At 58.4% G+C, this 22,024-nt stretch carries 25 protein-coding genes; 20 read left to right on the forward strand and 5 right to left on the reverse strand.

Annotation, left to right across the window (positions count from 1 at the left end):
• Positions 1-78: 78 nt before the first annotated feature.
• Positions 79-1,128 (reverse strand): flagellin, encoded by a 1,050-nt coding sequence (locus ACMGG9_RS13805; protein WP_089194885.1) that lies wholly within the window; start codon positions 1,126-1,128, stop codon positions 79-81.
• Between the two features lie 281 nt (positions 1,129-1,409).
• Here ACMGG9_RS13805 and fliD point away from each other — a divergent pair, with 281 nt between their 5' ends.
• The 5 genes from fliD (at position 1,410) to ACMGG9_RS13830 (ending at position 6,761) form a co-directional block, all read left to right on the forward strand.
• Entirely contained in the window at positions 1,410-2,810 is a 1,401-nt protein-coding gene (gene fliD / locus ACMGG9_RS13810; protein ID WP_033650876.1) for a flagellar filament capping protein FliD, read from the forward strand.
• A gap of 26 nt (positions 2,811-2,836) precedes the next feature.
• Positions 2,837-3,247 carry a flagellar export chaperone FliS gene (gene fliS, locus ACMGG9_RS13815; RefSeq protein WP_004934758.1) on the forward strand — a complete coding sequence of 137 codons (411 nt, stop codon included), beginning with the start codon at positions 2,837-2,839 and terminating at the stop codon, positions 3,245-3,247.
• Positions 3,247-3,615, forward strand: coding sequence for a flagella biosynthesis regulatory protein FliT (gene fliT, locus ACMGG9_RS13820; protein WP_033643504.1), 369 nt, complete (start codon positions 3,247-3,249; stop codon positions 3,613-3,615). Before fliS ends, fliT begins: the two co-directional genes overlap by 1 nt.
• Positions 3,616-3,923: 308 nt before the next feature.
• On the forward strand, positions 3,924-4,754 hold the full coding sequence (locus tag ACMGG9_RS13825; RefSeq protein WP_033650875.1) for a helix-turn-helix transcriptional regulator: 831 nt from the start codon (positions 3,924-3,926) through the stop codon (positions 4,752-4,754).
• 717 nt (positions 4,755-5,471) lie between these two features.
• Entirely contained in the window at positions 5,472-6,761 is a 1,290-nt protein-coding gene (locus ACMGG9_RS13830) for a hypothetical protein (protein WP_042784808.1), read from the forward strand.
• A gap of 45 nt (positions 6,762-6,806) precedes the next feature.
• On the opposite strand, the gene ACMGG9_RS13835 is transcribed toward ACMGG9_RS13830, so the two are convergent.
• Positions 6,807-7,724, reverse strand: a complete 918-nt coding sequence (locus tag ACMGG9_RS13835) for a LysR family transcriptional regulator (protein WP_147880013.1) — start codon at positions 7,722-7,724, stop codon at positions 6,807-6,809.
• 129 nt (positions 7,725-7,853) lie between these two features.
• Between ACMGG9_RS13835 and ACMGG9_RS13840 the strand changes: the two genes are divergently transcribed.
• Positions 7,854-8,453, forward strand: coding sequence for an FMN-dependent NADH-azoreductase (locus ACMGG9_RS13840; RefSeq protein WP_129992981.1), 600 nt, complete (start codon positions 7,854-7,856; stop codon positions 8,451-8,453).
• A 168-nt stretch (positions 8,454-8,621) separates the two neighbouring features.
• On the opposite strand, the gene ACMGG9_RS13845 is transcribed toward ACMGG9_RS13840, so the two are convergent.
• Entirely contained in the window at positions 8,622-8,822 is a 201-nt protein-coding gene (locus ACMGG9_RS13845) for a hypothetical protein (RefSeq protein ID WP_046687331.1), read from the reverse strand.
• Between the two features lie 79 nt (positions 8,823-8,901).
• The gene (gene fliE, locus ACMGG9_RS13850; RefSeq protein ID WP_033643509.1) at positions 8,902-9,216 is read right to left on the reverse strand and encodes a flagellar hook-basal body complex protein FliE; all 315 of its coding nucleotides are present in this window, start codon (positions 9,214-9,216) and stop codon (positions 8,902-8,904) included.
• Between the two features lie 315 nt (positions 9,217-9,531).
• Here fliE and fliF point away from each other — a divergent pair, with 315 nt between their 5' ends.
• The 14 genes from fliF to sra all read left to right on the forward strand — a co-directional run bounded on the left by fliF (position 9,532) and on the right by sra (position 20,764).
• Complete coding sequence (fliF, locus tag ACMGG9_RS13855) at positions 9,532-11,226, forward strand: flagellar basal-body MS-ring/collar protein FliF (protein ID WP_033650870.1); 1,695 nt, start codon at positions 9,532-9,534, stop codon at positions 11,224-11,226.
• The gene (fliG, locus tag ACMGG9_RS13860; protein ID WP_004934775.1) at positions 11,223-12,215 is read left to right on the forward strand and encodes a flagellar motor switch protein FliG; all 993 of its coding nucleotides are present in this window, start codon (positions 11,223-11,225) and stop codon (positions 12,213-12,215) included. Before fliF ends, fliG begins: the two co-directional genes overlap by 4 nt.
• Positions 12,208-12,912 (forward strand): flagellar assembly protein FliH, encoded by a 705-nt coding sequence (gene fliH, locus ACMGG9_RS13865; protein ID WP_033643511.1) that lies wholly within the window; start codon positions 12,208-12,210, stop codon positions 12,910-12,912. The genes fliG and fliH overlap by 8 nt, the downstream gene beginning before the upstream one ends.
• Positions 12,912-14,273, forward strand: a complete 1,362-nt coding sequence (gene fliI, locus ACMGG9_RS13870) for a flagellar protein export ATPase FliI (RefSeq protein WP_004934781.1) — start codon at positions 12,912-12,914, stop codon at positions 14,271-14,273. Before fliH ends, fliI begins: the two co-directional genes overlap by 1 nt.
• Before the next feature lie 20 nt (positions 14,274-14,293).
• Positions 14,294-14,740 carry a flagellar export protein FliJ gene (gene fliJ / locus ACMGG9_RS13875; RefSeq protein WP_033643513.1) on the forward strand — a complete coding sequence of 149 codons (447 nt, stop codon included), beginning with the start codon at positions 14,294-14,296 and terminating at the stop codon, positions 14,738-14,740.
• Complete coding sequence (locus tag ACMGG9_RS13880; RefSeq protein ID WP_414161492.1) at positions 14,737-15,966, forward strand: flagellar hook-length control protein FliK; 1,230 nt, start codon at positions 14,737-14,739, stop codon at positions 15,964-15,966. The genes fliJ and ACMGG9_RS13880 overlap by 4 nt, the downstream gene beginning before the upstream one ends.
• A gap of 165 nt (positions 15,967-16,131) precedes the next feature.
• Positions 16,132-16,617 carry a flagellar basal body-associated protein FliL gene (fliL, locus tag ACMGG9_RS13885; RefSeq protein ID WP_033643515.1) on the forward strand — a complete coding sequence of 162 codons (486 nt, stop codon included), beginning with the start codon at positions 16,132-16,134 and terminating at the stop codon, positions 16,615-16,617.
• 5 nt (positions 16,618-16,622) lie between these two features.
• On the forward strand, positions 16,623-17,627 hold the full coding sequence (gene fliM, locus ACMGG9_RS13890; protein ID WP_004934798.1) for a flagellar motor switch protein FliM: 1,005 nt from the start codon (positions 16,623-16,625) through the stop codon (positions 17,625-17,627).
• Positions 17,620-18,036, forward strand: coding sequence for a flagellar motor switch protein FliN (gene fliN, locus ACMGG9_RS13895; protein WP_004934799.1), 417 nt, complete (start codon positions 17,620-17,622; stop codon positions 18,034-18,036). The genes fliM and fliN overlap by 8 nt, the downstream gene beginning before the upstream one ends.
• A complete protein-coding gene (gene fliO, locus ACMGG9_RS13900; RefSeq protein WP_033650868.1) occupies positions 18,036-18,440 on the forward strand; it encodes a flagellar biosynthetic protein FliO in 405 nt (134 codons plus the stop codon). The genes fliN and fliO overlap by 1 nt, the downstream gene beginning before the upstream one ends.
• Positions 18,437-19,198: a flagellar type III secretion system pore protein FliP gene (fliP, locus tag ACMGG9_RS13905; protein WP_033632755.1), complete on the forward strand. Its 762-nt coding sequence runs from the start codon at positions 18,437-18,439 to the stop codon at positions 19,196-19,198. Before fliO ends, fliP begins: the two co-directional genes overlap by 4 nt.
• Before the next feature lie 21 nt (positions 19,199-19,219).
• Positions 19,220-19,489, forward strand: coding sequence for a flagellar biosynthesis protein FliQ (fliQ, locus tag ACMGG9_RS13910; RefSeq protein ID WP_004934803.1), 270 nt, complete (start codon positions 19,220-19,222; stop codon positions 19,487-19,489).
• Positions 19,490-19,491: 2 nt separating this feature from the next.
• Positions 19,492-20,274: a flagellar biosynthetic protein FliR gene (gene fliR, locus ACMGG9_RS13915; RefSeq protein ID WP_033632754.1), complete on the forward strand. Its 783-nt coding sequence runs from the start codon at positions 19,492-19,494 to the stop codon at positions 20,272-20,274.
• Between the two features lie 355 nt (positions 20,275-20,629).
• Positions 20,630-20,764 carry a stationary-phase-induced ribosome-associated protein gene (gene sra, locus ACMGG9_RS13920; RefSeq protein ID WP_004934807.1) on the forward strand — a complete coding sequence of 45 codons (135 nt, stop codon included), beginning with the start codon at positions 20,630-20,632 and terminating at the stop codon, positions 20,762-20,764.
• Positions 20,765-21,036: 272 nt separating this feature from the next.
• Here sra and flgL read toward each other — a convergent pair whose 3' ends face one another.
• Positions 21,037-21,996 (reverse strand): flagellar hook-associated protein FlgL, encoded by a 960-nt coding sequence (gene flgL / locus ACMGG9_RS13925; protein ID WP_033643518.1) that lies wholly within the window; start codon positions 21,994-21,996, stop codon positions 21,037-21,039.
• Between the last annotated feature and the right edge of the window lie 28 nt (positions 21,997-22,024).

The raw sequence follows: 22,024 nt of genomic DNA on the forward strand, positions 1-22,024 counted from the left end.
AATAACCGCGCGGTGCGCGAGCATAAAAAAACCCCGCCGAAGCGGGGTTTCTTTGCGACAGTTAATCGGGAGAGACGATTAACGCAGCAGGGACAGAACGTTCTGAGTAGACTGGTTAGCCTGTGCCAGAACAGAGGTGCCAGCCTGTTGCAGGATGTTGGCACGGCTCATGTTGGACACTTCGGTCGCGTAGTCAGCATCCTGAATACGGGACTGAGAAGCGGACAGGTTGTTCACGGTGCTGTTCAGGTTGTTGATAACAGAATCGAAACGGTTCTGTACCGCACCCAGAGAAGAACGCAGGCCGTCAACCTGTGCCAGCGCTTTGTCCAGGGTATCCAGTGGGTTTTTGATGGTAACGTCAGCGCCTTCGGTCACTTTACCGTCATCAGCGATTTTTGCTTCTTTGTAGGTTTTAGCGCCGTCTGCAGCAGTAGTCTGCACGTAGTTTACGGCTTTACCGTCTTTATCTTTACCGGCAACCAGCTCTTTGCCTGCAGTCAGAGTGGATTTAGTTGGATCATAAGTCACGTCCGCGCCGCTGTCTGCTTTAACGACGGTGCCGTTAGTTACTGCTGCGCCAGCAGATGGACCTTTATCGGTCACGTTGAAGGTATCCAGACCCAGTTGCTTGGAGTCGATTTTTTTCAGGTCGATATCGATGGTTTCGCCGTCGTTAGCGCCAACCTGGATAGTCAGTTTCTGATCGCTGCTCAGCACTTTCACGCCGTTGAAATCGGTCTGCTCGGAGATACGGTTGATTTCAGACAGACGCTGAGTGATTTCGTCCTGGATGGATTTCAGGTCGCTGGTGGAGTTAGAACCGTTCTGCGCCTGTACGGTCAGACGACGGATGTTCTGCAGGTTGTCGTTAACTTCGTTCAGTGCGCCTTCAGTGGTCTGCGCCAGAGAGATACCGTCGTTGGCGTTACGGGAAGCCTGAGTCAGGCCTTTGATGTTAGCGGTGAAACGGTTGGAGATCGCCTGACCCGCAGCATCGTCTTTCGCGCTGTTGATACGCAGACCGGAAGACAGACGCTCAATCGCAGTGCCCAGAGAAGACTGAGATTTGTTCAGGTTGTTCTGCGCCATCAGAGACAGGCTGTTAGTGTTGATTACTTGTGCCATTGTTTGCTTTCCTTACGAGTCAGTTGCGTTCTTCGCAACACAGTTAAAAGGTTCGGGCTTGTTTGCCCACGGCGTCAACCACCGTCCCCTCAGGTATCGGCCCTCCCCTAACAACCTTTAGAATTTTTTTAATTTTTTTTGCGTCCGCCGCAATGGCGGAAATAACGCGGTTTTTCCCTCTTCTATTGCGCCATCGGTTTTTTGTTTTTTTCGGTAAACTTTTTCATCACTGGGCCGATAACGCGTAAAGCGAATAAAGTCATAATCAAGGAGAATTACCCATGGCAACGATCAGTTCATTAGGTCTCGGCTCAGGACTCGACCTCAATGGCCTGCTGGACAAGCTGACCAAAGCGGAACAACAGCGCCTGACCCCTTACACCACCAAACAATCCAGCTATAAAGCCCAGTTGACCGGTTACGGCACGCTGAAGGGCGCGTTGGAAAAATTCGACAACCTCAGCAAAGAGATGGCGAAAGAGGACTTCTTCAAGGCCACCACCGCCACCGAACATGACGCCTTCAAGATCACCACCAACGCCAAGGCGGTGCCGGGCAACTATGTGGTGGAAGTGAAGAACCTGGCGCAGGCGCAAACCCTGACCACTCAGGCGAAAGTCAGCGACCAGGGCGAAAAATTAGGTAAAGAAGGCATCACCAACCGCTCTCTGACCATCACCGCCGGCAACCCGCCGAAAGAAACCAAAATCCCGCTCAGCGACGATCAAACCTCGCTGGTTGAGATGCGCGACGCCATCAACGGCGCCAAGGCCGGCGTCACCGCCAGCATCATGCGCGTCGGCGACAACGACTACCAGCTGGCGATCAGCTCTTCCACCACCGGCGAAAACAACAAGATCTCCCTCCAGGTCGACAATGACGACAAACTGGGCGATATCCTGAACTACAACGCCACCCGCGGCACCACCACCGCCATGAAGCAGACGGTCGCGCCGCAGGACGCGGAGCTGATAGTGAACGGCACGGCCATCAAACGCAGCACCAACTCGATCAGCGATGCCCTGCAGGGCGTCACCATCGATCTGAAAACCAAAACCAAAACCGATGAACCGCAACACCTGGTGATCAGCACCAACACCGCCGGCACCACCGACAAGATCAAAGAGTGGGTCGACAGCTATAACTCGCTGCTGGACACCTTCAACTCGCTGTCCAAGTTCACCCCGGTGAAAACCGGCGAAGCGCCAAACCCAACCAACGGCCCGCTGCTGGGCGACAACACCCTGCGCGGCATTCAGTCGTCGATCAAAAGCGCGCTGAGCGCCGCCCAGGACAACCCGGAGTTGAAAGGCCTGGGCAACCTCGGCATTTCCACCAACACCAAAACCGGCAAGTTGGAAATCGACAGCGCCAAGCTGAAGAAAGCGATGGATGAGAAGCCGGATCAGGTCAGCAACTTCTTCGTCGGTAACGGCAAAGACACCGGCATGGCCACCGAGATCCACAACGAGATCCAGAACTACATCAAATCCGGCGGCATCATCGAGAACTCGACCAAAAGCATCAACACTAACCTCGATCGCCTGAACAGCCAGATCACCACGGTCACGGCCAGCATTCAAAACACCATCGATCGTTATAAACAACAGTTCGTTCAGCTGGATACCATGATGTCGAAAATGAACGGCACCAGTAACTATTTGGCTCAACAGTTCAAGTAACCCTTTAACAAGGCAAAGAAAACAGCATGTATAACCGTAGCGGCACTCAGGCCTATGCACAGGTCAGTCTGGAAAGCGGCGCCATGAGCGCCAGCCCGCACCAGTTAATCGTGATGTTGTTCGACGGGGCGCTCAGCGCCCTGCTTCGCGCACGCATCCTGATGAACCAGGGCGATATCGCCGGCAAAGGCATGGCGCTCTCCAAAGCCATCAACATCATCGACAACGGCCTGAAAAGCGGCCTCGATCCTCAGCAGGGCGGCGAGATCGCCGAAAACCTGGCGGCGTTATACGACTATATGAAGCGTCGCCTGATGCAGGCCAATCTGCACAACGACGAAGCGGCGATTGCCGAGGTGGTCAAACTGCTGGAAAACATCGCCGACGCCTGGCGCCAGATCGGCCCCAACTACCAACCTTCGCAGGACGCCGTGTAATGGAACGTCAACAGCAGCTGTTAGCCGCTTATCAACAAATTTACACCCTGAGCAGCCAGATGATCGCGCTGGCGCAAACCGGGCGCTGGGAAGAGCTCGTCGAGCTTGAATTCGCCTACGTGACGGCGGTGGAAAAAACCGCCGCCTTTACCGGGCAAGCCGGCCCGTCCATGGCGTTGCAGGAGATGTTGCGCAATAAGCTGCAACAGATCCTCGACAACGAAACCGAGCTCAAACGTCTGTTGCAGCAACGGATGGATGAGCTGAAAACGCTTATTGAACAGTCAACGCGCCAAAACGTGGTCAACAACACCTACGGCCAGTTTCATGACCGCGCGCTGCTGCTGGGAGAGCCACAGGTCCGATAAGATCGACAATACTGACGAAAATGGATTAAATAGCACTATGCGCTATTACCCTCGGGTTACGTTAGGATATTAATCTATGGCATTTGAATTATTCAGTTTATGGGTAATTGGTAAAATGCGCACTTCGAGCCTGGCTCTCACTTTAATGGATAAACATCATCCCGACACGGACGTTTTCTGTTCATCAGGAAATTGATTTTTGATAGATAAAACTCGCCGCTGTGTTTCACGGCCCATGGAAAAATGTTGCTCCAGCGCGGATCAAAGCGTAAAGATATTCCCAGATAATGGCTGCGAAATGAATATCGATGGAACGTACAATTAATCTCTGTCCTGGAATTGGCGCCTCAGCGCACATCATTCAGTATACTGAATTATTATTCCCTTCAGTCTATTTTGAGCAACCACATCTGTATCTGATACAACAAGGCCATAAGCGCGTACGCTGGCAACAACACGAAGTGGTCGCTCATCCCGGCGAGCTGTTGATTATCGACGGCGGGCAAACGGTGGACATTATTAACGGCCCGTCCGAAGACGGCGTATTCAGTTGCCAACTGCTGACCTGCGATCCCCTGTTGCTCACCGTCCAACCTCCGGCCGAGGAAACGCCGGCGGCGATGCCGTTCGATGCCGTCCTGGCGCTGCGCAATCTGCCCTGCGCCCTAAAGCACAGTTTTGAAACCACCGGCCTGGCGCTGACGCTGCGGCAACGCTTTCCCACCATCATCGTGCGGCACAAAATGCTGGAAATTCTGCTGTGGCTGGCCCAATTCGGCATTCGCTTTATTCACAACGAAGCCAAGGATCTGACGCAGCGGGTGCGTCGCTGCCTGGCGACCGATCCGCACAGCATTTGGACGGCGGCCAAAGTCGCGGAGAGCCTGTCGATGAGTGAAGTGATGTTGCGCCGCAAACTGTCGATGGAAAACACCGCGTTGCGCAACCTGATGATCGACGTCCGGATGAGCAGCGCGCTGGCCCTGCTGCAATCGACCGACTGGCCGATTTCCGCCATCGCGCAGCATGTGGGTTATGAAAGCGCGTCGCGTTTCGCCGAACGTTTTCGCAAACGCTTCGGTTTCGCGCCTACCGCCATTCGCGGCCACCAAAGGATTATGGAACCGGCCATCGAATAGACTTATGGGGCCGGTTAATCAATTATTGTCTCACCCAGATCAACCAGGAGAGGCAGGGGGGAACGGGAGAGTCTGTATAATTCCTTCTCACCGATAAATTCCCCCTCAGCGTCCCGACAGCGACGCGGGCACCTTTCCAGGATGTTCGGTTCCGCCGGAGCCTACTTATTGATGCCCCCAAACCACTGCTCAATTTACCATCACATTATTAAGGAATTTCTTATTTTAACGAGCCCCTAAAATGCGCCTGCTATACTGCCACTTCATACAAATGGGCAACATAAAAGCGAACCTAAAATGCGACGAAAAAGCACCTTCATCGAAAAATTAAAGTCTGTGGCAGAAACATTGATTCTCACAACATGCCTTATGTGGCTTCTTTATGAATCATTACAATGGTCACTTGCTCTTGGCGAACTTTAATTAGAAAATCTAATCAATCACTCATCAGTACTCTTTCTGCGCTCACATCATCAGAACACGCCTCCCTATTTTATGGTCTTTCTGGCGAGCCCCATCGGCCAAAATCATTAGCGAACCTATCCAATCATTCGCAGACTACTTAACATACTCTATAACCCTATGAATATGTTGTTATTAATGATGGATTTTTCCAGCCTGGTGAAGTAAGATATCGCGCGCCTCCCTGCTTTTTATAACTAATTAAATCTTAAGCCAGGTGATGGTACACAGGATAAGTAATTTAGGGAATATAATGTGAACATATTAAGTTTTGTTTGGCTGGCTCTTGCTTTCGCCACTTTTTTCCTACACCACAGAACTATTTTTGCCCTGCTGATACTGGCTTCAATATTTCAATCAAGCGCTATTATCAATACAGGGAATAATAGCCTGCCTGTATTTTATTTCATTGAACTAGTGTTGATTATAAGGTTTATTTTCACCTCCAAGGACAGTGAGTCCGTGTTGAACATCAAGCACAGGGTCTTTATTCAATCCTTGGCGTTGATTATACTATTTTGGTTCACTACTTATGCCTTCACCCATCTATTTGAGGGAATGAGAGTCTACTCCTCTGCTTATAGCTTTGAAGCTAACTATGCAAATAAAGGCTTCTCGCTTATATGGGGGAACAACAATGTTAAACAACTGGCGCTGATTACTCTAAACCTATTGACGTTGTATGTTATTTATGTAAAACGCCATGAAATAACGGCAGAGTATGCACTAAGAGTCATCATTTTCACTACGCTGGTCTTCTCCGCTTACTGCTTAGTCTGGCTTCTGGCCAGACCGGTCGCGCATGCTATACAGGTTATAATGTATAATAGTATGCATAATGCCAATGCTATTTTCGACTCCAGACTGAGCGGCACCTTTGGTGAGCCTTCATTCGCCGGTATTTTCATCGGCGCAACGATAGTCCCTCTCTTGATGGCCAAGGGATTCCGATTGAAACTGCTCTCTATCTTAATGATGCTTTTCCTGATTAAAAATGGCTCTACATCAGGTTATTTCACCCTACTTACATCACTGTGTGGCACATTCATTTTCAGCCCGCGTTTCAATCTGGTAAAGAAAGTTCTATTTTCAATTTCACTCATCATTGTTTCAAAGCTCACTTTTATTTTATTCCTGGATAAAATAACAGCGTATGCAGATAAAAAAGCGCAAACGGTCTCTAACCTCGTCCGTTCTGCCTCCAACTACAATGCTCTTGAAATTATGTACAATACATTTGGGCTGGGAGCTGGCATCGGCAGCGTGCGAATCTCATCTCTCGCGCTTTCTCTCATTGCTAACTTTGGGGTAATAGGGTCGTTCCTATTAGTCGGTTTTATCATATCCAAGATTATTCGCTCCCAAAGAAACATTATCGGCAGCGAGGCCCATTCAGTGCTTAAATTCATGCTTTTCTCGGCATTTTTAGGCTCTTGTGCTGCCAACCCCGACTACTCTTGCGGGTTCATCTGGGTGCTCATATTCTGTTGTTTATTAACGGGGAAAACACAGCCTGCGGCGCTGAGTTCGCCGCACAGCAAATAAATCCAACGTCCGCCTGTCGTTAACGTTTGCCGATACATGCAAATTTCAGGTTATCGAGGTTCGCGTCAGCCTGATCGGCAGCTCAGCCACCAGTTTGTCCACCGCCAGCCGCACCTTGAGCGGCTGGTAAGGCATATAGGGCCACACCACGTTGACCGGGAAACTGAGGTTGGACTCACCGCGCATGATCTCCACCAACGTCCCCGCCATCAGCCGCTCGCGCACCAGCCACTCCGGCAGCCAGGCAATGCCGGCACCGGCGGATATCGCATCGACGATCCCCTGCATATCATCCATCATCATCTTGGCCGGGGGGCTGAATGATTGCAGCTCACCGTTTTCGCCACGCAGCTGCCACGGCAGCACGGCGCCGGCGTGCAGATACCCCACCGCCTGATGCCGGCTTAACGCTTCCACCGTGCTCGGCTCGCCGCAGCGCCGCACGTAGTCGGGCGACGCGCACAGGAGCATGCCATGTTCGCCCAGACGTCGGGCAACCAAACTGCCGCTGTCCGCCAGTTCGCCGATGCGCACCGCCAGATCGAATCCCTCGTCGACGAGATCGATCCTGCGGTCGCTGAATGAGATTTCCAGCGTCAGTAACGGATGCTCATTCGCCAGCGCCGTCAACAAGGGCGCAATGCACAGGTGGCCGAACAGCACCGGCACCGAGACTCTGAGCCGGCCGCTGACCTGCATCTTGCCGCTGTCGAGCTGGTTTTCCGCCGCCTGAACGTTCGCCAATGCCTGGCGACAGTGTTCATAATACAGCGCGCCTTCGTCCGTCAGGCTCAGGCTGCGCGTCGTGCGCATAAACAGCATCACGCCCAGCCTTGCCTCCAGACGCGACACGATTTTGCTGACCGCAGAACGCGTCAGATGCAGTTTCTCTGCGGCGGCGGCGAAACTGCCGCCTTCCGCTACGGCAACAAAGGCCGGCAGCGCACTCAGATCGCTTTTCATCTTAATGTTGCCAATATGGAATCAATTAGGTGAAAACCTATCACCACTGGTGAACCTTAAGCAATGATAACCTGCAGTCATTCCGGAGTCCCCGGTGAAAACCACAGATTACCGTCAGAGGACAGCAGCATGAAAAAAATACTGGCTCTCAAATCCAGCATTATGGGAAATAACTCGCAGACCAATAACCTGATTGACCGCTATCTGGCGGCGCGCAAAGCGAAAGGATACGACGATCGGATCGTCGAACACGATCTGACGGCGCTGGATCTGCCGGTGTTGGACGGCGAGCTGTTCAGCGCGCTGCGCGGCGCGGAAAATGTCAGCCCGCGCGCCAAAGCCACGGTGGCGCTCTCCGATCAACTGATTGCCGAACTGAAAGAGAGCGACCTGTTGCTGATCGGGGCGCCGATGTACAACCTCAACGTGCCGACTCAGCTGAAAAACTGGTTCGATCTGGTGGCCCGCGCCCGGATGACCTTCAACTATACCGCCACCTACCCGGTGGGGCTGGTGGAAGGCGTCAATGCGGTGGTCTTCAGTTCACGCGGCGGCATGCACGCCGGGCATCCGACCGACGCCGTAACGCCCTACCTGCGCTCGGTGCTGGGGCTGATGGGGATCGGCGACGTGCAATTCATCTATGCCGAAGGGCTGGACATGAAACCGCACGGCCGCGACCAGGGGCTGGCAAGCGCCCACCAGCGCATCGTGGCGTTAGCAGGCTGAGGCAAACGCACGGCAGCATTGATTTGTTATAATATAACAAATATGATGTTCGCGTTGACGCACCTCGAACGTGCGTCGGCGCTCCTACATCACATAAATGTTTTATCGCACCTTCAGCCAGCTATTTCGATAGCTGGCTTTTTTTGTCCATCGACTGGCGTCACGGCTTCAGTATTGCCGGGCGGCGCGTTTCATTTCACGCTCGCCGGGCGACTGTGTCTTCACCGACAGCGGCGCGACAAACGCCTTCCACTCTTTGCCGGCATCCTGATGAGGCGCCGTTTTTTGCGCCGATGGATAGTCATCATTCTGGCCGGCGCATCCAGACAACGCCATCATGGCCAGAGCAAGGCACAGCGATTTACACATTATCCTATCCCTCCTATAACCATCGCCATAGGCTAACGGCGCCGAGCCAAATTTCACTGAAAAATGGACGGCACGTTCATCACACCGGCATATTCATGATGTCCTGGTAGGCCGCCACCAGCTTGTTGCGCACCTGGACGCCCAGTTGCAAAGACACCGACGATTTCTGCAGATCGACCATCACATCGTTCAGGCTGATGCCCGGCACGCCCAGCTCAAAGTCCTGCGCCTGTTTGCGCGCCGTCTGCTGGGTGTCGCTGATCTTGCCGAGCGCCGCGGTCAGTTCGCTGGCGAAGCTGACGCCCTGCGGCGCCGCATTTTGCCCCATCTTGCCGGCCTGAACCGCCATGGTCTGCATCTGCTGCAGTACCCCTTCAATGCCCTGAATCGCCATCTGGTCCTCAATCCTCTCGTCTCGCCGGGTGACGTTTTCACCCTGTACTTCTCCAATGATGCACACCCTAGCACAGCGTTTTCGGACCTAAAGCGGTTAATTAACTGCAAAAAACCCGGCTTATCGGGCAATCGGAATTGTCTGATAAGGCGAATAATGGCCTGCCCAGAAATGGGAGCGCCGCTATTTAGAAGATATGTGTATCAGGGAGTCTGTTTTGTCACACAACGCTAACCATACCGTTCATCAGCCTGGCAGGGAGCTGCTCAGCGGCCCGTACGGGATCGTGAGCGCCATTGAAGGACGAGACCTAAAATGAGTGCTTCGATAACCGCCGGCGAAAGCCGCGACAACGGCCTGCAGGCCATCTGGAACCGTCTGCGCGCCAACCCGAAAATTCCGTTGCTGGTCGCCGCTTCCGCCGCGATCGCGATCGTCGTCGCACTGCTGTTGTGGGTGAAAAGCCCCGACTACCGCGTGCTGTACAGCAATCTGAACGACCGCGACGGTGGCGCCATCGTCACCCAGCTGACGCAGATGAATATCCCTTATCGCTTCGCCGAGAATGGCGCAGCGCTGCTGATCCCGGCGGAAAAGGTGCATGAAACCCGTTTGCGCCTCGCGCAGCAGGGGCTGCCGAAAGGCGGCGCCGTCGGCTTCGAACTGTTGGATCAGGAAAAATTCGGCATCAGCCAGTTCAGCGAGCAGATTAACTATCAGCGCGCCCTCGAGGGCGAGCTGTCGCGCACTATCGAGTCGCTGGGGCCGGTGCAAAACGCCCGCGTTCACCTGGCGCTGCCTAAACCTTCGCTGTTCGTGCGCGAACAAAAATCCCCTTCCGCCTCGGTAACGCTGACCCTGCAACCCGGCCGTGCGCTGGACGACGGCCAGATCAACGCCATCGTTTATATGGTGTCGAGCAGCGTCGCCGGTCTGCCGCCGGGCAACGTGACCGTGGTCGATCAGGCCGGCCGCCTGCTGACCCAGTCCGACGGCACCGGGCGCGATCTCAATGCTTCGCAGCTGAAATACGCCAACGAAGTCGAAAACGGCTTCCAGCGCCGCATCGAAGCGATCCTCGCCCCGGTGGTCGGCAGCGCCAACGTGCGTGCGCAGGTCACGGCGCAGATCGACTTCGCCACGCGCGAACAAACCGATGAACAGTACCAACCTAACCAACAGCCGGATAAAGCCGCCATCCGCTCACAGCAAACCAGCCTGAGCGAGCAGATCGGCGGGCCGCAGGTCGGCGGTGTGCCGGGCGCACTGTCCAACCAACCGAGCGCTCCGCCTACGGCGCCGATTGAAACCGCCAAGCCGGCGGCGGGCAATAACGCCAACGCCACCGCGCAAAACGCCGCGACCACCCGCAGCGCGGCGGCCAGCGGCGTGCCGCAAAATACCCGTCGCGACGCGACCACCAACTACGAGCTCGATCGCACTATCCGCCATACCCAGCAAAAAGCCGGCACCGTGCAGCGTCTGTCGGTCGCCGTGGTGGTCAACTACCTCGGCGCGGATAAAGACGGCAAACCGCAGCCGATGAGCAAAGAACAGCTGGCGCAGATCGAAGCGCTGGTGCGTGAAGCGATGGGCTACTCCAGTAGCCGTGGCGATACCCTGAACGTGGTCAACACGCCGTTTACCGACGCTCAGGTGACCGGTGGCGAACTGCCGTTCTGGCAAAGCCAGTCGTTTATCGATCGCCTGATCGACGCGGGCCGCTATCTGCTGGTGCTGCTGGTTGCCTGGCTGCTGTGGCGCAAACTGGTGCGGCCGCAGCTGCAACAGCGCCAGGCGGCGCAACAGGCCGCCATCGCCGCCGCCAACGCGCCTGCCGCCAAAGCGGTCGATAGCAGCAAACCGAGCAACGAGGAGCTGGCGCAGCGTCGTAAATCGCAGCAGCGCGTCAGCGCAGAAGTCCAGAGCCAGCGGATCCGCGATCTGGCTGACAAAGACCCGCGCGTGGTCGCTCTGGTAATCCGCCAATGGATGAGTAACGAGATATGAGCCTGACCGGAACCGACAAAAGCGCCATCTTGCTGATGACGCTGGGTGAAGATCGCGCGGCGGAGGTGTTCAAGCACCTCTCCTCGCGCGAAGTACAGCTGCTGAGCGGCACCATGGCCGGCATGAGCCAGGTGTCGCACAAACAGCTCGGCGAAATACTGACCGAGTTTGAAGACGACGCCGAGCAATACGCGGCGCTGAGCGTCAACGCCAGCGACTATCTGCGTTCGGTGCTGGTCAAGGCGCTGGGCGAAGAGCGCGCCGCCAGCCTGTTGGAAGACATTCTCGAATCGCGCGAGACCACCACCGGCATGGAAACGCTCAACTTTATGGAGCCGCAGAGCGCCGCCGACCTGATCCGCGACGAACACCCGCAGATCATCGCCACCATTCTGGTGCACCTCAAACGCGGCCAGGCGGCGGATATTCTGGCCCTGTTCGACGAACGCCTGCGCAACGACGTGATGCTGCGTATCGCCACCTTCGGCGGCGTGCAGCCGGCGGCGTTGGCGGAGCTGACCGAGGTGCTGAACAACCTGCTCGACGGTCAGAACCTCAAACGCAGCAAAATGGGCGGGGTGCGCACCGCCGCCGAGATCATCAACCTGATGAAAACCCAGCAGGAAGAAGCGGTCATCGACGCGATGCGCGAATACGACGGCGAGCTGGCGCAGAAGATCATCGACGAGATGTTCCTGTTCGAAAACCTGGTGGAAGTCGACGATCGCAGCATCCAGCGCCTGCTGCAAGAAGTGGAAGGCGAGTCGCTGCTGATCGCGCTGAAAGGCGCCGAACAGCCGCTGCGCGAGAAGTTCCTCAAGAACATGTCGCAACGCGCCGCCGACATCCTGCGCGACGATCTGGCCAACCGTGGCCCGGTGCGCATGTCGCAGGTGGAGAACGAGCAGAAAGCCATCCTGTTGGTGGTGAGACGCCTGGCGGAAACCGGCGAAATGATCATCGGCGGCGGCGAGGACACCTATGTCTGATCGCATTAACACCCTGCCCTGGCAGCCCTGGTCGCTCAACGATTTGGGCGAACAGAAACCGGCGTTCGAACTGCCGCCGCTGCCGGATCTCGAACACAGCGATCCGTCGCCGGACGCGCAGGCCGAATTGCAACAGCAGTTGGCGACGCTGCGGCTGCAGGCCGAGCAACAGGGCCAGCAATTGGGCTATGCCGACGGCCAGCAAAAAGGCTATGAGGCCGGCTTTCAGTCCGGTCTGGAAGAAGGCCGTCAGCAAGGGCTGCTGGAAGCGCAGCAGCAGCAACAGCCGCTGACCGCCCACTGGCAGCAGTTGGTCACCGAATTCCAGCACACGTTGGACGCGCTCGACAGCGTGATCGCTTCCCGGTTGATGCAGCTGGCGTTGACCGCCGCCAAACAGGTGCTGGGCCAGCCGCCGGTGTGCGACGGCACCGCCCTGCTCGCGCAAATCCAACAGCTGATCCAGCAGGAGCCGATGTTCAACGGCAAACCGCAGCTGCGGGTCCACCCGGACGACTACCCCCGCGTCGAGCAGCAACTGGGGGTTACCCTCAGCCTGCACGGCTGGCGCCTGCTGGCGGACGGCGAACTGCACCCGGGCGGCTGCAAGGTCAGCGCCGAAGAAGGCGATCTCGACGCCAGCCTGGCGACGCGCTGGCATGAACTGTGTCGCCTGGCGGCACCGGGAGAAGTCTGATGACCGCGCGTCTCGGCCGCTGGCTGAGCTCTCTGGATACGTTGGAAAAACGTATCGCCCGCGCGCCGACGGTGCGCCGCTACGGCCGCCTGACCCGCGCCACCGGGCTGGTGCTGGAGGCCACCGGGCTGCAGCTGCCGCTCGGGGCGACCTGCCTCATCGAACGGCACGACGCCGGTGAAGTGCAGGAAGTGGAAAGCGAAGTGGTCGGCTTCAACGGCCAGCGGCTGTTCCTGATGCCGCTGGAAGAAGTGGAAGGCATCGTGCCGGGCGCGCGGGTTTACGCCCGCATCGCGCCGGAAGGCCAAAGCGCCGGCAAGCAGTTGCCGCTCGGCCCGGCGCTGCTGGGGCGCGTGCTGGACGGCAGCGCCAAACCGCTCGACGGTCTGCCGTCGCCGGAAACCGGTTACCGCGCGCCGCTGATCACCGCGCCGTTCAACCCGTTGCAGCGCACGCCGATCGAGCAGGTGCTGGACGTGGGAGTGCGCACCATCAACGGTCTGCTGACCGTCGGTCGCGGCCAGCGCATGGGCCTGTTCGCCGGTTCCGGCGTCGGCAAGAGCGTGCTGCTCGGCATGATGGCCCGTTATACCCAGGCGGATGTGATCGTCGTTGGCCTGATCGGCGAGCGTGGCCGCGAGGTCAAAGACTTTATCGAGAACATTCTCGGCGCCGAAGGCCGGGCGCGCTCGGTGGTGATCGCCGCGCCGGCGGACGTGTCGCCGCTGCTGCGCATGCAGGGGGCGGCCTACGCCACCCGCATCGCCGAGGATTTCCGCGATCGCGGGCAGCACGTGTTGCTGATCATGGATTCCCTCACCCGCTACGCCATGGCGCAGCGTGAGATAGCCCTGGCTATCGGCGAACCGCCGGCGACCAAAGGTTATCCGCCTTCGGTCTTCGCCAAGCTGCCTGCGCTGGTGGAACGCGCAGGCAACGGCATCAGCGGCGGCGGTTCCATCACCGCCTTCTACACCGTGTTGACCGAGGGGGACGATCAGCAAGACCCGATCGCCGACTCGGCGCGCGCCATCCTCGATGGCCACGTGGTGCTGTCCCGACGCCTGGCGGAGGCCGGCCACTACCCGGCTATCGACATCGAAGCGTCAATCAGCCGCGCCATGACGTCGCTGATCGACGAGGAGCATTATCGCCGGGTTCGCACCTTCAAACAGATGCTGGCCAGCTATCAGCGCAACCGCGATCTGATCAGCGTCGGCGCCTACGCGGCCGGCAGCGATCCGTTGCTGGACAAAGCGATGACGCTGTACCCGCAGATGGAGGCGTACCTGCAACAGGGCATCTTTGAACGCAGCGGCTATGATGAAGCCTGTCAACAGCTGCAGCAGTTGATTGTTTAACGTCACAGAGGCGCAGAGCGATGAAATCACAGTCACCCCTGATTACCCTGCGCGATCTGGCGCAGGACGCGGTGGAACAAGCCGCGCAACAGCTGGGCCAGGTTCGGCAGGCGCAGCAGGCGGCGGAGCAACAGCTGTCAATGCTGCTCAACTATCAGGACGAATACCGCCAGAAGCTGAATCATACGCTCTGCGACGGCATGGACAGCTCACGCTGGCAAAACTACCAGCAGTTTATCGGCACGCTGGAACAGGCCATCGACCAGCACCGCCAGCAGCTGCTGCAGTGGGGGCAGAAAGTGGATCATGCGGTGAAGCAATGGCAAGACAAACAACAGCGGTTGAACGCTTTCGAGACCCTGCATACCCGCGCCTTAAATGCGGAGCAGCAGCAGGAGAATAAACGGGATCAAAAACTGATGGATGAGTTCGCTCAACGCAGTGCACAAAGGAATATCAACCCATGAATCTGAACGCCCTGCCCGGCCTGGCCTTACCCGGCGATGCCGGCGGCCTGGCCGAACTGACGTCGGCGCTGGATGAGAGTCAACTGTCGACGGCATTCGCCCAGCTGCTCGGCGCGCGTTTCGCGCCCGCCGCCGATGGCAAACAGCCGCCGGTCGCGCTGAGCGCGGACGATGAACGCGCCCCGGCCCTGAGCCGCAACCAGCTCAATCAACTGCTGGCCGCCTTCGGCGAGCGCGGCGGCCTGCTGCAGAACCCGGCAATCTCAGCCGATGCGCTTTCATCTGAACGCCCCGAGGCCGATGCGCCCGTCGCCGGCGATAAACCGGCGCAGCCGCCGATCGCCGCGGCCAAAGAGCTGGATGCCGCGATGCTGCAGGCGCTGTACGCCATGCTGCCGGCCGCGATCGTCGCCCAGACTCAACCGGCCGACGGCCAGCGGCCGCTGCCTGTGGAAAACGCTGACGATGCGACTGCGCTGCAGCCCGGCAACGGCCTGCTGAACATCGCGGCGGCCGGTGATAACACCGTCGCGCGCTCGTCGGCGTCAGCCGCCACGACGGTGACAAACGCTAAAACCCCGGCCCCGGACGGCGATAGCGCCACGGCGGCGCTCCCGCAGCCGACCAGCGGCGAGCGCGCCAGTGCCGCTCAACCGCAGCCGGCGAGCGATACGCAGCAGCCGACGACGCTCAATCACGCCGTCGCCCTGGCCGCCGCCAGCCCAACGCAAACGGCCGCCCCGGCCGGCGCGCTGGTGACGGCGCCGCCCGCGCCGCAGTTAAACGCGCAGCTGGGCAGCCCGGAATGGCAGCAGGCGTTGAACCAACAGGTGCTGATGTTCCACCGCAACGGCCAGCAAAGCGCCGAGCTGCGCCTGCACCCGCAGGAGCTGGGCGCCTTGCAGATCACGTTGAAACTGGACGATCAGCAGGCGCAATTGCACATTGCCTCCGCCCACGGTCAGGTGCGCGCTGCGGTGGAAGCGGCGATGCCGCAGCTGCGTCACGCGCTGGCCGAGAGCGGCATCAACCTGGGGCAGAGCAGCGTGGGCGGCGAGTCCACCCCGCAATGGCAACAGGCGCAGCAGCAGGCTTCCAATGGCCAGGGGCGTTCCAGCTATGCTGATCACGCTGGCGGCGAGGCTGCGGCCGCGGACGGCGTCAGCGCGCCGGTGGCGTTGCAGCGCATGGCCAGCGCGGTCAACGGCGTCGATATTTTCGCCTGAGCCGCTGCAAACGCCCAAGCTGGCACCCATTTGCGCGTCTATTCAGGCTATTGCACGCCGCGATAGACGCGATAATACCTTTACATGTCATGCGTGCGGCTTTGCCGCGCGCTATGCCCGCCGCCACGCAGGCCGCGGGTGGAACAACAGGAATTAGATTTGGCTATGTCTCAGAACTCCCTTCCGGCAGCACCGAAACGCCCCCTTCTGGTCATCCTGCTGGTATTGATCAGCGTCGTCGCCTGTGGCGCCGCGGGCTACAGCTGGTGGCTGCTGCAACAGCATAAAAACGGCGCCGAACCGGCCGCCGTCAAACAGCAACCGCCGGCCGCGCCGGTGTTCATGCCGCTCGACACCTTTACCGTCAACCTGGTGACGCCGGACAACAACCCGGATCGCGTGCTGTATATCGGCCTCACGCTGCGCCTGCCGGACGAAAGTACCCGCCGTCAGCTGAACGATTTTCTGCCGGAGGTGCGCAGCCGCTTGCTGATGCTGCTTTCCCGTCAGGAAGCGAGTCAGTTGGCCAATGAACAAGGGAAGCAACAGCTGGTGGCGCAGATTAAGGACGTGCTCAGCCCGCCGCTGGTTAAGGGACAACCGAAGCAGGTGGTCAGCGACGTGCTGTTCACCGCCTTCATACTGCGGTAATCACTATGGGCGATAGCATTCTTTCACAGGCAGAGATCGACGCCTTGCTCAACGGCGACAGCGCGGGTGATGAACCCGAAGCGGTGGTCGGCAAAGAGAGCGAGGTCAAGCCTTACGATCCGAACACCCAGCGCCGCGTGGTGCGCGAGCGACTGCACGCGCTGGAAATCATCAACGAACGTTTTGCCCGGCAGTTCCGCATGGGGTTGTTCAACCTGCTGCGCCGCAGCCCGGACATTACCGTCGGCCCGATCAAAATCCAGCCGTATCACGAGTTCGCCCGCAACCTGCCGGTGCCGACCAACCTGAACCTGGTGCATCTGAATCCGCTGCGCGGCACTGCCCTGTTCGTGTTCGCGCCGAGCCTGGTGTTCATCGCCGTCGATAACCTGTTCGGCGGCGACGGCCGCTTCCCGACCAAGGTCGAAGGCCGCGAGTTCACCCCGACCGAACAGCGGGTGATCAAGCGCATGCTGCGCCTGGCGCTGGACGCCTACGGCGACGCCTGGAGCGCCATCTACAAGATCGACGTGGAGTACGTGCGCGCCGAAATGCAGGTGAAGTTCACCAACATCACCACCTCGCCGAACGACATCGTGGTCACCACGCCGTTCCAGGTGGAGATCGGCGCGCTGACCGGCGAGTTCAACATCTGCATTCCATTCGCGATGATCGAACCGCTGCGCGAACTGTTGACCAACCCGCCGCTGGAAAATTCGCGGCAGGAAGACAGCCACTGGCGCGAAACGCTGGTGAAGCAGGTGCAGCACTCCGAACTGGAGCTGATCGCCAACTTCGTCGATATCCCGATGCGGCTGTCGAAAGTCCTGAAGCTGCAACCGGGCGATGTATTACCGATAGACAAGCCGGAACGCCTGATCGCCCATGTGGACGGCGTACCGGTTCTGACCAGCCAATACGGCACGTTAAACGGGCAATACGCCCTGCGTGTTGAACATTTGATTAACCCTATTTTGAATGCTCTGAGTGAGGAACAGCCCAATGAGTGATCCTAAGCAACCGTCTGGCGAAGGAAAGGAATCCGTAGACGATCTGTGGGCTGATGCGTTTAACGAGCAGCAGTCTTCAGAGAAATCCGGCGCGAGCACCGAAGGGGTGTTCAAGTCGCTGGAAGCTCAGGATGCGCTCGGCAGCCTGCAGGATATCGACCTGATCCTGGATATTCCGGTCAAGCTGACCGTGGAACTGGGGCGCACCAAGATGACCATTAAAGAGCTGCTGCGCCTGTCGCAAGGCTCGGTGGTGGCGCTGGACGGCCTGGCCGGCGAACCGCTGGATATCCTGATCAACGGTTACCTGATCGCGCAAGGTGAAGTGGTGGTGGTGGCCGACAAGTTCGGCGTGCGCATCACCGACATCATCACCCCATCCGAACGCATGCGTCGACTGAGCCGCTGATGACCGCCGCGGCGCCCGTTACCGTCCAAAGCACCCAACCGCCCGCCGCGCCGGCCCTGCCGGCCGGTTCGGTGTTGATGCAGGTCAGCAGCGCGCTCGGCGGCATTCTGCTGCTGATCCTGCTGGCCGGTTGGCTGTTCCGTCGGCTGGGTTTCGCCCCGCAGGCGCGCAACAACAAACTGCTTAACCTGCGCGCCAGTTGCCAGGTCGGGCAGCGCGAGCGCGTGGTGGTGGTGGAAGTCGACGACACCTTGTTGGTATTGGGCGTCACCGCCCAGCAGATCACCCCGCTGCACACCCTGCCCGCTCCGCCGAAAGACGCAGGCGAGGCCGACGCGGCGACACCGGCGGACTTCCGCCAACTGATGCAAAAAGTTCTGAAACGCCCGGAAAAATCGGCATGACCTCGACTCTTCATACCCTCGTCCGCCGCCCGGCGGTTTGGCTCCCTGCCGCCCTGCTGTTCATCAGCCCGGCGGCTTTCGCGCAACTGCCGGGGCTGATCAGCCAGCCGCTGGCCAACGGCGGCCAGAGCTGGTCGCTGCCGGTGCAGACGCTGGTGCTGTTGACCTCGCTGACCTTCCTGCCGGCCATGCTGCTGATGATGACCAGCTTCACCCGCATCATCATCGTGCTCGGCCTGCTGCGCAACGCGCTGGGCACGCCGTCGGCGCCGCCGAACCAGGTGATGCTGGGGCTGGCGCTGTTCCTGACCTTCTTCATCATGTCGCCGGTGTTCGACAAGGTTTATCAGGATGCCTATCTGCCGTTCAGCCAGGACAAAATCGGGCTGGAAGTCGCGCTGGATAAAGGCGCGCAGCCGCTGCGCGAATTCATGCTGCGGCAAACGCGCGAAACCGATCTCGCGCTGTACGCCAGACTGGCCAATCAGCCGCCGCTGGCCGGCCCGGAAGCGGTGCCGATGCGCATCCTGCTGCCCGCCTACGTCACCAGCGAACTGAAAACCGCCTTCCAGATCGGCTTTACGGTGTTCATTCCGTTCCTGATCATCGACCTGGTGGTCGCCAGCGTGCTGATGGCGCTGGGGATGATGATGGTGCCGCCCGCCACCATCTCGCTGCCGTTCAAGCTGATGCTGTTCGTGCTGGTCGATGGCTGGCAGCTGCTGCTCGGCTCGCTGGCGCAGAGCTTCTATTCGTAACCCCTGACCGGAGAAAGCGAGATGACACCTGAATCGGTTATGGCGCTCGGCACCGAGGCGATGAAAGTCGCGCTGGCGCTGGCCGCCCCGCTGCTGCTGGCGGCGCTGATCAGCGGCCTGGTCGTCAGCCTGCTGCAGGCCGCCACCCAGATCAACGAAATGACGCTGTCGTTCATCCCTAAAATTCTGGCGGTGGTGGCCACCATCATCATCGCCGGTCCCTGGATGTTGAATCTGTTGCTGGACTACATGCGCACCCTGTTCAGCAACCTGCCTACCCTGATCGGCTGACCGTGCTCACCTTCGACAGCGCCCAGCTCACCGTCTGGCTCAGCCACTACTTTTGGCCGCTGCTGCGCATTCTGGCGCTGATAAGCACCGCGCCGATATTCAGCGAAAAGCAAATCAGCAAAAAGGTCAAAATCGGCCTTGGCGGGCTGATCGTCATCCTGATTGCGCCGACGCTGCCCGCCAGCAATATTCCCATCTTCTCCGCCGCCGGCCTGTGGCTGGCGATTCAGCAGATTCTGATCGGCGTGGCGCTGGGGTTGACCATGCAGTTCGCCTTCGCGGCGGTGCGCCTGGCGGGGGAAGTGATCGGCATGCAGATGGGACTGTCGTTCGCCACTTTCTTCGATCCCAGCGGCGGCCCGAACATGCCGGTGCTGGCGCGCCTGCTCAACCTGCTGGCGATGTTGTTGTTCCTCAGCTTTGACGGCCATCTGTGGCTGATTTCGCTGCTGGCGGACAGCTTCCATACCCTGCCGATCCAAACGCAGCCGCTGAACGGCAACGGCTTCCTGGTGTTGACTCAGGTCGGCTCGCTGATCTTCATCAACGGCATGATGCTGGCATTGCCGCTGATCTGCCTGCTGTTGACGCTCAACATGGCGCTCGGCCTGCTCAACCGCATGACGCCGCAGCTGTCGGTCTTCGTGATCGGTTTCCCGGTCACCATGACCTTCGGCATCATGACGCTGGGCATGATGATGCCGATGTTGGCGCCGTTCTGTGAGCACCTGTTCGGTGAAATCTTCGATCGACTGGCGGCGGTGATCGGCGGCATGACCTTCTGAGCCCCTGCGGCCCCTTCCTTTCCCCCTCTTCCGCCTGAGACAAAATGGCAATAAAAACGCTTTCTTGGGACAAAAGCCTGAGAAACGTCTTTTATCCGGATTAAGGTCCAAATGTCTCCGGCAGCTTGAATAAATAAAACCCCGACCTAAAATAGACCCGGTAGAAAAAATATCGCCCGCACCCCGTCAGTCGCCCGCGGCGATAATATAAACTTATTGGTTAGAGAAAAATAAAATAACGCAGCCGCGCAGAGTTAAATGCGCGGCAGATAACTTACACCCTGAATAAATGCGTCCGGCAGCCTGCCGGCTGCAGGGCGCAGCATCGACCTTTGCTAACTACAGGAGCGAGATCATGATTAAAGCGAAAAGCAACCGCAAAGCACGCCGGTTATTCGGTATGGCCCACTGGAAAAGCAACAAATTTAAAGTTGCCATCAGCGAAACGGCCGCCGGTGAAAAATGGAAAGTGGTGAAGAAAAAGAAATAGCACCGATATTTATCGTCAGGGAAATAATATCCATCGTGATTTTTCCACCGCTGATTTCAATAATGCCATTGCGCATTAAACAGGGGTGACAATCGTATTATTTCTTCCCTGATGAAAAAAAGGCGCGTCACTCAGTCAGTAGTGGGAGAACGAGCGACGCGCCAAACGAGTGCGCCCGGTTTCAAGAAGCCTCCCTCCCCGCGGGGCGGAGAAGGCGTTTTCTAAGCGCACTAAAGGGAAACCCGTCGCGGTCAGGCAACGGGGTATTGCTCTTAACGATTCATCTGGAACAACGACATGCCCTGCATATCGCTGAAGGTTTTGTACGACGCCTGCAGCGCCGCCTGCTGCATGAAGTAGGACGAGATAGACTCGGCCAGGTCGGCATCCGTCAGCGCGCTCATCTGGATCTGATTGGTCATGTCACGCTCTTTACCGATGCTGTCCAACTGATCCATCTCCTGCAGCTGGCTGCCCAGCTCGGCGCGCACGCTCAGCACGTTGTTGTAGGAGTTGTCCAGACCGCGGTTGGCTTTCGCCAGCGCATCGTTCACCTGCTGCTTGGTGGCCTCGTCGGCGCCCTGCAGCGGGGTTTTCAGCGCGTTCAGCGCAATATCGATGCTCTCGAATACGTTGCTGACCGGCGCGCTGCCGTCCGGCTCGGGCTTCGGATTGCTGGTCAACGACATGAACACCGCGTTGCCGGTATGGCCGATGGTCATGGTGCGGTTGGCGTCCACTTTCTGCTCAACCGTCTTGTCGCCGCCCTGGTAACTGACGGTGCCGCCGTTGTCGACGAACGGCGCCTTGTCGTTCACATACCCGCCGAACATATAGCGGCCGTTGCCGTCGGTGCTGTTGGCCTGGTTCAGCAGCTGATCTTTCAACCCCTGCAGCTGGGTGGCGAGCGACTGGCGATCGTTATCGCTTTCGGTGCCGCCGGCGTTGACGATCAACGCCTTCATGTCCGCGATGGTGGAGGTCGCGCCGGCCAATACCGTTTCTTCCATCGACACGTTCTGACGGGCGAAGGTGCGCGCCAGCGTGTATTGACTGTTTTCCGCCTGCGACTGCGACAGCATCACCGCGCGCGACGCCGCCAACGGATCGTCGGACGGGTTGATCACTCGCTTGCCGGAGGAAAGCTGCTCGGCGGCCTTCATGAACAGCGACTGGTTGCCCGTGATGCCGTTCATGTTTTGTTGGTACATCATGCCGGTACTCATGCGCATGCTGTGGGTTCCTTACTCTGAGCGACCG

The sequence above is a fragment of the Serratia sp. BNK-10 genome, from assembly GCF_047456065.1.
Classification (GTDB): Bacteria; Pseudomonadota; Gammaproteobacteria; order Enterobacterales; family Enterobacteriaceae; genus Serratia; species Serratia ureilytica.

Coding starts and splice junctions, on each gene's coding strand:
- sra (WP_004934807.1), top strand. CDS start 20,630: ATGATTAAAGCGAAAAGCAACCGCAAAGCACGCCGGTTATTCGGTATG.
- ACMGG9_RS13880 (WP_414161492.1), top strand. CDS start 14,737: ATGAATCTGAACGCCCTGCCCGGCCTGGCCTTACCCGGCGATGCCGGC.
- fliJ (WP_033643513.1), top strand. CDS start 14,294: ATGAAATCACAGTCACCCCTGATTACCCTGCGCGATCTGGCGCAGGAC.
- fliH (WP_033643511.1), top strand. CDS start 12,208: ATGTCTGATCGCATTAACACCCTGCCCTGGCAGCCCTGGTCGCTCAAC.
- fliE (WP_033643509.1), bottom strand. CDS start 9,216: ATGGCGATTCAGGGCATTGAAGGGGTACTGCAGCAGATGCAGACCATG.
- fliS (WP_004934758.1), top strand. CDS start 2,837: ATGTATAACCGTAGCGGCACTCAGGCCTATGCACAGGTCAGTCTGGAA.
- fliL (WP_033643515.1), top strand. CDS start 16,132: ATGTCTCAGAACTCCCTTCCGGCAGCACCGAAACGCCCCCTTCTGGTC.
- fliO (WP_033650868.1), top strand. CDS start 18,036: ATGACCGCCGCGGCGCCCGTTACCGTCCAAAGCACCCAACCGCCCGCC.
- ACMGG9_RS13840 (WP_129992981.1), top strand. CDS start 7,854: ATGAAAAAAATACTGGCTCTCAAATCCAGCATTATGGGAAATAACTCG.
- fliN (WP_004934799.1), top strand. CDS start 17,620: ATGAGTGATCCTAAGCAACCGTCTGGCGAAGGAAAGGAATCCGTAGAC.
- fliP (WP_033632755.1), top strand. CDS start 18,437: ATGACCTCGACTCTTCATACCCTCGTCCGCCGCCCGGCGGTTTGGCTC.
- fliT (WP_033643504.1), top strand. CDS start 3,247: ATGGAACGTCAACAGCAGCTGTTAGCCGCTTATCAACAAATTTACACC.
- fliQ (WP_004934803.1), top strand. CDS start 19,220: ATGACACCTGAATCGGTTATGGCGCTCGGCACCGAGGCGATGAAAGTC.
- flgL (WP_033643518.1), bottom strand. CDS start 21,996: ATGCGCATGAGTACCGGCATGATGTACCAACAAAACATGAACGGCATC.
- ACMGG9_RS13835 (WP_147880013.1), bottom strand. CDS start 7,724: ATGAAAAGCGATCTGAGTGCGCTGCCGGCCTTTGTTGCCGTAGCGGAA.
- ACMGG9_RS13845 (WP_046687331.1), bottom strand. CDS start 8,822: ATGTGTAAATCGCTGTGCCTTGCTCTGGCCATGATGGCGTTGTCTGGA.
- fliG (WP_004934775.1), top strand. CDS start 11,223: ATGAGCCTGACCGGAACCGACAAAAGCGCCATCTTGCTGATGACGCTG.
- fliM (WP_004934798.1), top strand. CDS start 16,623: ATGGGCGATAGCATTCTTTCACAGGCAGAGATCGACGCCTTGCTCAAC.
- ACMGG9_RS13805 (WP_089194885.1), bottom strand. CDS start 1,128: ATGGCACAAGTAATCAACACTAACAGCCTGTCTCTGATGGCGCAGAAC.
- fliD (WP_033650876.1), top strand. CDS start 1,410: ATGGCAACGATCAGTTCATTAGGTCTCGGCTCAGGACTCGACCTCAAT.
- fliF (WP_033650870.1), top strand. CDS start 9,532: ATGAGTGCTTCGATAACCGCCGGCGAAAGCCGCGACAACGGCCTGCAG.
- ACMGG9_RS13825 (WP_033650875.1), top strand. CDS start 3,924: ATGGAACGTACAATTAATCTCTGTCCTGGAATTGGCGCCTCAGCGCAC.
- fliI (WP_004934781.1), top strand. CDS start 12,912: ATGACCGCGCGTCTCGGCCGCTGGCTGAGCTCTCTGGATACGTTGGAA.